Below are 9,871 nucleotides of genomic sequence, written 5' to 3'. Positions count from 1 at the left end.
ATGGCCGATGCCCGAATGAGATCGCAATCAGGAAAGATTGAACCCAATATTACAGAAATAAAATTAACTAGTTGGTTAACATACCTTAAGCTGATAGAGGGCTACCTCTTTGTCGGAACCTTTGATAACCTTATCCGCATTTTCGATGGGAATACCGGAAAAGAAATTAAAAGCTTTAAAGGCCATATCCTCCATGCCACAGATATTATCATGTCAGACAGGAATCTCTTTAGTTCTTCACTTGATAAAACCATTCGCATTTGGGACTTTGAGAAGGAAGAAACCATTGAAGTATTAAGAGGTCATGCTGACAGTGTCACAAAATTGGGTATCTTCAATGAAATTCTCATTAGCACCTCTTGGGACATGACCTTAAGGCTTTGGGACATTAAGACAGGAAATGAACTTAAAGTTTTAGCACCTCCAAACTATTCTCCTAACTTTTGTCTTTCTGAAGGAAAAATTTTTAGTATTACCGAAGATCATAAATTATATATTTGGGACGCTAGAACAGGAGATAAAATTAGAGTCATCGAATACCTCGAGCCTATAGAAAGATTTATTTCAACGCGAGGAAAGATCTTCATCCCTTTAAAGGGGGGAGTTATTCACATGTTGGATATTGAAACAAGTGAGCTTAAAAAACTCGAGGGCCATACAAAGTCTGTTACCGCTTTGGTAGGGGCTCAAGGTAAAATCTTTAGCGGCTCAGAGGATCACACTATACAAGTTTGGGACGCTTTGTCAGGAAGGAAACTTATGACCTTAGAGGGTCATTGTGATCTAATTACACATATTGAAGTTTTAGACAAAAACCTCATCAGTTACTCAAGAGATTCAATATCTCGATTCTCAGAAGACCGAACCATTCGACTTTGGGACATTGAGACAGGCAAACAACTAAGAAAGTTTGAGACATCGACCCTTTCTACAGATAATATCCGCCTGAATTTACTTAATATACAACTAGAAAAGGGAAAAATCATCACAGGCTCAAATAGCAGCATCTTCATTTTTGATTTTAATCAAAAACCAAAAAATCCCATGACATAACACGCTGAAACCATCCTAAAATTAAATTATGTATAATAGAGTGGGCTCAAAGCCGTCAATTATTGAGGGTCTTAATGAAAGTGAAGAAAGAGAAGATCCAGGCATTCATTCCTTACCCGCTGAATTAATGATAGAAATTTTTTCAAATCTCGACTTCAAATCCCTTAACATGGCAGCTCTCACTTGTAAACTCTGGAATATCCTAAGCAAGGATAGCGCCCTAATAAGAACTCTATTTGTTAAATCATTTCCGGAATCCTCTAAAACCCTTTCCCGAACCAATATTGATGATAACTTCTTATGGCAACAATTGATGGCCGATGCCCGAATGAGATCCACTTCCGGAAAAATCGAGCCCAACCTTACAAAAATAAAATTGGATAGTGTTTTAACCTGCCTTAAGATAATAGAAGGTAACATTTTTGCTGGCACCGAGCACGATATCTGCGTTCTCAATGGAAAGACGGGTAAAGAAATTAAAAGACTTAAAGGACAAATCCTAAATTACACAGATATTAATATGTCTAAAGGAAAGCTCTTTAGTTCCTCAGCTAATACCATTCGTGTCTGGGATTTTGAGAAAGGAAGAACGATTAAAGTGTTAAGCGGCCATACGGCTCTCATCACAAAATTGCATATCTTTGATGGAACTCTCATCAGCACCGCATGGGACAATACAATTAGGTTGTGGGATATTGAGACAGGAAGTGAACTTAAAGTCTTAGCGCCTCCTAACTATTTTCCTAACTTTTGTCTTTCTGACGGAAAAATTTTTAGTATTACCGAAGACCATAAATTTTATATTTGGGATGCTAAAACGGGAGATGAAATTAGAGTGATACAATACCTTGAGCCTATAAAAAAATTTATCTCAGCCAAAGGAAAGCTCTTCATCGCTTTGAAAAAAGGAGTTATTCATCTGTTGGATATTGAAACAAATGAGCTTAAAAAACTCGAAGGCCATTCAAAGTCTGTAACCGCGTTGATAGAAAGTCAAGGAAAGCTTTTTAGCGCTTCAAAGGATCGCACTATACGAATTTGGGACGTTGAGACAGGAAAAGGACTTAGGACCCTAGAAGGCCATAGCGGTCAAGTCACTCATATAAATGTTTTAGATAAAAACCTCATCAGTTACTCAGGGGATTTAATATTTTCACCCAAAGACAAAGCCATTAGACTTTGGGACATTGAGACAGGAAAAGAACTTAGAAAATTTGAAACCTCAAATATATCCAGAGATAGAATAGGACTAGAAATTGGAAAAATCATCATCGGATCAAATGACAGTTTCTTCATTTTAGATTTTAATCAAAAACCCCAAGATCCGCTGAAATAACTCACCTGAATCATCCTTAAGTTTCGAATCCAAGGAGGTTTATTTTGAAAAAGATTGAATTTTAAAGGGTTTGATTGTTAAATGTGGCTCTCTTTTTTAATTTTTTTGTGAATTATATATTTTTTTTTAATTGAGCTAATATGGAAATAATAGAAATTAACTTTCCCATCCTATATTCCACTAACACTTGGGTGTTGCAAAATGCGCTACTCCTAGCGAGGGAAAAACTCAGCGTGATTTCAGCTGAAGAGCAGTCGGCCGGTCGAGGAAGGCATAAAAATCGCTGGTTTTCACCTAAAGGGGAAAATCTTTACGCGAGTTTTTGTTTTTTTTGCGAAGAAGAAAAAAATGTTTCAAACACTCCCCAAATTTTAGCCTTGTCAGTTGTCGAAGTCCTCCAAAAACTTGGCTTAGAAGCTAAAGTCAAGTGGCCGAATGACCTCTTAATTCATAAGAAAAAGATCGCAGGCATTTTGTCTGAAACCAAATCAATTGGTGCTTTACGTCTTGTTTGCTTAGGTCTTGGGCTTAATATAAACATGAAAGAAGAATCTCTTAAAAACCTTTCAAATCCTGTAAGCTCACTATATCTTGAAACCAATCGAACTTTTAATATCGATGCAGTTAAAAATGATATTGCTAAAAACTTTAATGAAAAAATTTCTATTTTTCTAAAAGAGGGGTTCGATCCTTTTTATGAACCTTTTAAATCTTGTTTAACCCTCGATGGCCCCCTTGTCTTTAAAGATAATTCGGGGAAGCTCCAAAAGGGAAATAAGGGAAGGCTCAATCGGGACGGATCCCTTTCCTTAGAGATTGAAGAAGGGTCTTTTAAAACTTTCTTTTCAGGTGAACTCCTCACAGAACATAGCGAACTTTAACCGCTGAATACTATCCTTAGGACATGTCGAAACATGTCCTTAAAAATGCTTTCAGGCCGGGTAGCATGGTTTAAGCGGGGTAGGGGCTTGTAAAGTCAACGTCAGGTATCAATTCGATATCGGGATGTACTTTATTTCTTAAAGTTTGCTGGATAAAAGAGAGGGTCGTTCCAATCGATGAGTAGCAGGACGTGCATGCGCCTTCATAGCGAATGAGAATTTGCCCGCTATCCAAAATTTTAACGATTTTGACGCCTCCCGCATCTAGAGCAATGTAGGGCCTTATATCCTCATCAAGGATTTTTTCAATAATGGCAATTTTTTGTTCATGGACAAGCTCTTTCCAATTGGGAACCTCTGATTTTTCCCCTGTTCCACCAAGTGAAATGGGCGGCGCCGAGTAACTGGTTGGAAGCGGCAAATCCAAGCACTTTTCTTTTGCAGAATCAATCGCTTCTAAAACAAGATTTAAATGAGGCCATGTTTCATTAGGAAACGCCGCCTCTTTTGGCTTATCCCGAAGCTGCTTATCGATAAGATCGGATGTGATCCTGGAAGCTTGATCATAATTTTTTCCAACAATCAGCTCTATTGCGCCTTCAAGGGCGCCAATTAAGGCTGTTTGCCCAAAAAGCTGATACCTTGCATCCACAATCGTCCCATCATCCCGATCTAAAAGCCAATAAAAAAGGATGTAATTGCCTTCTTCTATAGAGCCTGATTCCCCAAGAACTCTTCTTAAGGATCGATTTTTGGCATCCTCTTCGTTAAAAAAGCCGAAATTCCTAGGGTTTAAAATCTTTAAACGAAGCTTTTTGCTGTAGCGATACCAGGGAAAAGGGTCTATTAATTCTTTAAGGCTCATTCTTACTCTTCCTCCCCTCTTTTAAATTTAAGCTGGGAAGACAATGGCAGTAATTGGTTCACACATTTGACTATGATATTGGCAGCGTTTTCTATATCTTCCTGGGTCGTTTCCCGAGACAAACTAAAACTAAGCGCAGCTTGGGCCAAATCTTTTGGAACGCCGGCTGAAGATAGAATTAGACTGAGCTGTTGCAAGCTCCCTCCCCCTATTGAGGCATAAACCCCTTCTTCATTAAGTCTCCAAAGTAAAGTCTCGGCAGTAACTCCGGGAAAGGCTATAGCGGATACATGAGGAAGCCTTTCTTCCTCTTGATAAAAAGGCAAGGCTGTTGGCAGCTTTTCAATAATAAGGTCTTCAAGCAGGTTTCTAAGCCTTGCTGTTTCTGTGGCAAGGATCATTTTTGTCTCTTCAGCTTCCCTAAGGCAAGTTCCTAAAGCTAAAAGCATGGCTACACTAAACGGCCCTCCTCTTAAGTGCGCTTGCTCAACGCCACCTTGAATAAAAGGGGCTGCTTTGAGGCCCTCTTTAATATAGAGAGCGCCCGCTCCAAAAGGGGCGTGGATGGTCTCTCCTCCGAAACTTAAAAAGTGAACGCCTAATTCATTAAGATCAAGATCCAATTTTCCTATGGCATGGGTCGCATCGACATGGAATAAAATGGCTCTTTCCTTTAACAATTCTGAAATTTGAGAGATAGGGTTGATGACCCCTGTCAGGCCATTGGCAAGAGAAAGGGATACTAAAGCCGTTCTTGGGGTTAACGCATTTCCAACAGCTTCTTTTGTAATTAATCCCTGTTTATTAGGACCTATCAGTTTATAATTGCAGGAAAAATCCTTAAGGCGATTCAAAGACATAATGGCAGCCGCTTCATCATTCGCTCCTGCCAGGAATTGATTTCTTCCGCTTTCAAGAGTATGTGTCAGATAGGCGGAGAGGATCGCTTGGTTGACAGCTTCAGCCCCGGACGAGGTAAAAACAATCGTATCTTGCTCATTCGCTTTTAAAGACGAATAAAGACTCCTAAAGCCTTCTTGAACCCCTTTTTGAGCTTTTTCACCTAACTTATGCGGAGAATAAGGCGAGCCGAACCGCTCCCCTAGATAAGGCATCATTTCACTGACGGCTTTTTTTGATGGCTTTGAAGCCATGCTATTATCAAGGTAAATTTCTTTCATGAATGATTTGTTTAAGATTCTTTTCGGTAGAAGGAGCCATATTTAAATTCATAGATGATTGGCTCGCCGGTTGCAATTTCAAGCTGGATAATTTCTTCTCTATTTAATCCCATAAGGTCCATGAGGATGGCTCTAAGGGAATTTCCATGGGCGCAAACAAAGACGTTTCTAGCTTCCCTTAAGTGGGGGACAATCATTTCTTCAAAATAAGGAATTACTCTTTGAGCGGTCATTTCTAAACTCTCTCCCTCGGGCGGAGCTACATCATAGCTTCGGCGCCAAAGCTTCACTTGCTCAGCCCCAAACTCTTCCATCATTTCAGCTTTATTCTTTCCCTGCAGCTCGCCATACATTCTCTCATTTAAGTGCCAGGAAGTATAAACGGGAATTAAGCTTGCAAAGGTTTTTTCATTATAAACTTTAGCCCATTCTTCAAGTTTTCCTTCTCCCGTATGGGTTAAATACGGAATTCCGGAGGGATGATCGAGAAGAGAGAGCATCAAGGTCATTTGAGCTCTAATTAAAGTAGAGGTAAAAGCTACATCGATTTTGATGTCTTTGATGACTTTGCCCGCATCTTCTGCTTCTTTAATTCCTTTTCTAGAAAGAGGAACATCAACCCAGCCGGTAAAAAGGTTTAACTTATTCCACTCCGATTCGCCATGTCTTAGCAAGATTAAAAGGCTCATTAGTCTTCCGTCTCCCTATTTCCTTAAAAACACTTTCAAAGGAAAAATTTGTCCTGTTTTTCACAATCATAGTCAATAAAGGGATTAGTCGCCAGGCTTCTGATTGACTTCCGTATTCTATAAACAAAAACTTATTTTTAATATATTTATAAAGGGTAGTTTATTGCAATTTAATAGATTTTTAGTTAAAATTTTTTTTCATTAATTTTTTAACAGATAGCCCGATATGGAAAAAAACCCCCAGCAAGTACGATTGAATAAAGCTCTAGCGGAAGCAGGCGTGGCTTCACGAAGAAAATGCGATGAAATCATTTTTGATGGAAAAGTCAAGATTAATGGCGAAACAGTCCTAGAGCCTGGAAGATTAGTCGGAGAGAGGGATCATATTCAAGTTTTTGGAAAAAAGGTTAATCCTTTCCAAAAGAAGCTCATCTTTATGTTCAATAAACCGAAGGGTTATGTTTGCACAGCGAATCCCCTGCCTACTCAAAAAAGCGTTTTATCTTTTTTTGCTCACATAAAAAAACGTTTTTTTACTGTCGGCAGACTAGATAAAGACACCTCCGGGCTTTTGCTTGTGACAACAGATGGGGATTTAGCCCAAAAAATCATTCATCCAAGCTCAAATATTCAAAAGGAATACTTGGCTAAGACCGATAAGGAAATTACCCCGGACCATTTGCAAGAAATTTCTAAAGGAGTGGTCATAGATAGAGTCCTTATTAAGCCTGTAAAAGTACAAAAAGTGAGACGAGGCACTGTAAAAGTCTCTGTCAAAGAAGGAAAAAACCGAGAAGTTAGGTTATTGCTTGAGAAAGCCGGCCTTGAAGTCCTGGAGTTAAAACGTATTCGAATCGGAGGACTGCACCTTGGTCATTTAGCGGAAGGTGCTTTTAAGGAACTTTCAAATAATGAAATAGAAACCCTTTTCTCTTAAAAAAAAGATAAACCATGAAAAAAAGAGATTTAGCACCCTCGCTGACTTCAGAATTAAATGAATTAATGCCGCTTCTCATCTCTATATGGAGACGAACGATGCGGCTTTCAGGACCCCATGATCGTTTACAGACAAGGGAGTTTAGATCAGTCGTCGCCAAAATAACAGAATATGAAGAACACCAGGCAAAAAACGGCCATTTAGGGACATTAGAATCTTTTAAAGAAGCTGAAAATCTAGTTTCCTACCTTCTTTATTACTTTCCTCTCCACTTTCAGGAAGCCTTTTCTCTTCTTCAAGAGCTGCCTTCTTCTAAAAAAAGAGTCCTTGACTTATGCAGCGGGCCAGGCTCCTATGCTTACGCGGCTTTAAAACTTGGAGCGCAAGAAGTCACAGTCGCCGACTACCACGAAAGCGCTTTAAGAATAGCAGGTGAGCTTGCGGGAAAAGCCGGATACTCCTTAAACGTCAGAAGAATGGATGTTCATAGAAGAAATTGGCCCTTTGAGGGGAAGTATGATCTCATCATTTTAGCCCACGGTTTGGAAGAGCTTTTTCCATCAAAAGAAGGAAATTTTGAAGAACAAACATCGTTTTTCAATAGACTTCTCCAGCACTTAAGTGAAGATGGCCACTTCCTCTTAGTTGATAGTTCTTCCAAAGGAACCAATGCTAGAATTTTAGAGCTTAGAAACTATTTTGTAAAACAGGGCTATCCCATTCAAGCGCCTTGCCTTTATCAAGGAGAATGCCCTGCTCTAAAAAGCAAAGCTCCTTGCTACGCCCAAAGAGAGCTCGAAAGCCCTTATCTGATTGATGAAATTCATAGATCCGGCAAGATGAAAAGAAACTCTCTTAAAATGAGTTATCTTCTTATTCGGGGGAATAAGCAGGAGTGGCCAAAAATTGCTGAAAAACCTCTTTTTAGGGTGATAAGCCCCCCTATCGAAACCCAAAATGGAAGCCGATTTTTTCTTTGCGGCAAACAAGGAAAAAAGCGTCTTGGAACTCTTCTGAAAAAGCACCCCAAAGAGTCAAGGGCCTATGAATATCTCAGACGTGGCGAAGTCATACAAATTCAAGATCCTCAAGTTAGAGGGGATGATTTACTTGTTCAGCAAACTACAAAATTAGAAGTCTATACCCCGCTTGGCAAAGCCTTAAAAGAGGTTTACGAAGAAGAAAATTAGTTTTAATTAATAATAGAGAAGCTTAGAAACCATGTCTCAGGAAAATTTATCAAAAGAAATTGCCGAGCGGTTGGAGGCTATTGAGTCTGCGATTCGAGTCCTCGAAGAGTATAATCATCGCAAGTCCGCCATGAAAATGCAAGCTGTAAGCTCGCATTTAAAATCTCTATTTCAAAAAATATTCTTGCCCGAGAAAAAAACAACAGATTTCTCAGAGAAACTAACAGCTGCGATCGTCACCTTAAAATCCAACTATCTTCTCCTTGAAAAATTTCAGAAAGGCTCTCCAAAAGAGCAAAAGCTTGCGAAATTAGCGGTTGCGGCCATTCACGACTTTAATGATAAAAATGAAACGAAAAAATCCCCGAGCTGGAGCCATAAAATCCCCTTTCTTCTTTTAAAAACGCTGGGATTGGAAAAAGAAGAATCTTCCTTTCCAAAGATTTTAATGCCTATCAAGTTAAGCTCCCATTATGAGGAAGGCGAGGAGGTCCGGAAAAATGCGGCTTCTGCGTTAAAAACAGAAGGGGTAAGATTGAGCTTAAAAAAAAGAGAAGTTCATGAAAAGCCTTTAACGCAAGAGCTAGACATGTTTCGAATGAAAGGCATTATGCTTTTAAAAGATCATGAAATTCCCCTTAAAGTGATTGATCTTGCTAAGGTCCCGGTGCAATTTTCAGGGCTTGCCGATAAAGAAACGGTAGTGCTTTCACAAACCCTATTGCCGCTCCCCGGGGAAGAAATTGAACTCTCAGGCGAGTTTATAAGAAAGCAAGGAGCTTCTTTAAGAAGTGTTCCTCAAACGTTTAGAATGTTAAGAAGGTCCATGCAAAGCGGCTACCCCCATCCAAAACAATATGCGGGTTGGGCTTTAAGCAATTGCTTTATTCCAAATTGCCCTCTCAGGCCTGAATTTCTTCCCTTATTCAAACAGTTCCATGAGAAGAAAAACGCTGTCGCTATCGCTCTTTTGCCTAAGGGGCGTTTGAACACTTTAGCTAAAAAATCTCTTCAACTTAAAGAAGAGGCGTTCAAAAAAAATAAAACCTATTTTTTAAACCTCCACAAAAAATTGGCCTCGCAGTTTTTAAAGCTAGTCCCGGAATCTCTGATTAGCCAAGAAAAAAGCCTTGAGATTCTAGATCTTTTTTTTGGAAAAATAGCCGAAGAAAAAGAGGCTTTTAATACCCTCTCTCAAACCTATTCTTTGTTTGAAAATCAAGTGATCGCCTCTATTCACGAAAAACTTTTGGAGAAAAGAACTTTTGATAAAGAAATCATGCTTCAAACTAAGGTTGAGGGGTATCTTCCTCTTTATTTCTTTTTAGAAAAGGTGTACGAAGAGGCTTTATTCGATCTAACCGAAAAGAAAAAATATCTTTTCCCCTTTAAAGAAGCGATCGATTTTGTGCATTTACTTGGAAAAATTTTTGAACAATCGATCCTTTTTATTTTTATTCAGGAAGCCGGAGAAACACTTGAGTTTTGCCCCCCTCTTCTTACCCTGCATGAAAGGACAGTACAAGCCGCAGCTTTTAAACAGGCTGTCGATTTTATAAGAGAGTGTGAAACACCCCCTAATAATATCTTAGAAGCTGAGAAGCTGCTCGCAAAAAGACTGGAAGAAGACATCCTTCTTTTTGGCGAAGACTTCGAAGAGCATTTTTCCGAGATCAATAACCTTATCAATGAACTTGAAGAATACGCGCACGCACGCCACTTCACCAAAACCTAACGAT

Annotated in this window: 9 protein-coding genes; 6 read left to right on the top strand and 3 right to left on the bottom strand. The window is 39.2% G+C overall.

Annotated features, from left to right (window positions below; genetic code table 11):
• The 3 genes from CSEC_RS09255 to CSEC_RS09245 form a co-directional block, all read left to right on the top strand.
• Positions 1–1,053, top strand: a 1,053-nt coding sequence (locus CSEC_RS09255; protein WP_041018135.1) for a WD40 repeat domain-containing protein, incomplete at its 5' end; no start/stop codon positions are given.
• A 28-nt stretch (positions 1,054–1,081) separates the two neighbouring features.
• On the top strand, positions 1,082–2,389 hold the full coding sequence (locus tag CSEC_RS09250) for an F-box/WD repeat-containing protein (RefSeq protein ID WP_041018134.1): 1,308 nt from the start codon (positions 1,082–1,084) through the stop codon (positions 2,387–2,389).
• 140 nt (positions 2,390–2,529) lie between these two features.
• Positions 2,530–3,270 (top strand): biotin--[acetyl-CoA-carboxylase] ligase, encoded by a 741-nt coding sequence (locus tag CSEC_RS09245; protein ID WP_079978030.1) that lies wholly within the window; start codon positions 2,530–2,532, stop codon positions 3,268–3,270.
• 70 nt (positions 3,271–3,340) lie between these two features.
• Here CSEC_RS09245 and CSEC_RS09240 read toward each other — a convergent pair whose 3' ends face one another.
• From CSEC_RS09240 to CSEC_RS09230, 3 genes are read right to left on the bottom strand one after another with little or no spacing between them, the layout of a single operon-like run.
• Complete coding sequence (locus CSEC_RS09240) at positions 3,341–4,135, bottom strand: NifU family protein (RefSeq protein ID WP_041018132.1); 795 nt, start codon at positions 4,133–4,135, stop codon at positions 3,341–3,343.
• A gap of 2 nt (positions 4,136–4,137) precedes the next feature.
• The gene (locus CSEC_RS09235; RefSeq protein ID WP_041018131.1) at positions 4,138–5,316 is read right to left on the bottom strand and encodes a cysteine desulfurase family protein; all 1,179 of its coding nucleotides are present in this window, start codon (positions 5,314–5,316) and stop codon (positions 4,138–4,140) included.
• An 11-nt stretch (positions 5,317–5,327) separates the two neighbouring features.
• Complete coding sequence (locus CSEC_RS09230; protein WP_041018130.1) at positions 5,328–6,005, bottom strand: 2,3-bisphosphoglycerate-dependent phosphoglycerate mutase; 678 nt, start codon at positions 6,003–6,005, stop codon at positions 5,328–5,330.
• Between the two features lie 226 nt (positions 6,006–6,231).
• On the opposite strand from CSEC_RS09230, the gene CSEC_RS09225 reads away from it, so the two are divergent.
• From CSEC_RS09225 to CSEC_RS09215, 3 genes are read left to right on the top strand one after another with little or no spacing between them, the layout of a single operon-like run.
• Positions 6,232–6,942 carry a pseudouridine synthase gene (locus CSEC_RS09225; RefSeq protein ID WP_041018129.1) on the top strand — a complete coding sequence of 237 codons (711 nt, stop codon included), beginning with the start codon at positions 6,232–6,234 and terminating at the stop codon, positions 6,940–6,942.
• A 14-nt stretch (positions 6,943–6,956) separates the two neighbouring features.
• Positions 6,957–8,132: a small ribosomal subunit Rsm22 family protein gene (locus CSEC_RS09220; protein ID WP_041018128.1), complete on the top strand. Its 1,176-nt coding sequence runs from the start codon at positions 6,957–6,959 to the stop codon at positions 8,130–8,132.
• Between the two features lie 31 nt (positions 8,133–8,163).
• A complete protein-coding gene (locus CSEC_RS09215) occupies positions 8,164–9,867 on the top strand; it encodes a hypothetical protein (RefSeq protein ID WP_041018127.1) in 1,704 nt (567 codons plus the stop codon).
• The last annotated feature ends 4 nt before the right edge of the window (positions 9,868–9,871 follow it).

The sequence above is a fragment of the Criblamydia sequanensis CRIB-18 genome (assembly GCF_000750955.1).
GTDB classification, from domain to species: domain Bacteria; phylum Chlamydiota; class Chlamydiia; order Chlamydiales; family Criblamydiaceae; genus Criblamydia; species Criblamydia sequanensis.
Note: the sequence above shows the minus strand (reverse complement) of the source record. Positions and strands in the feature narration are given on the sequence as shown.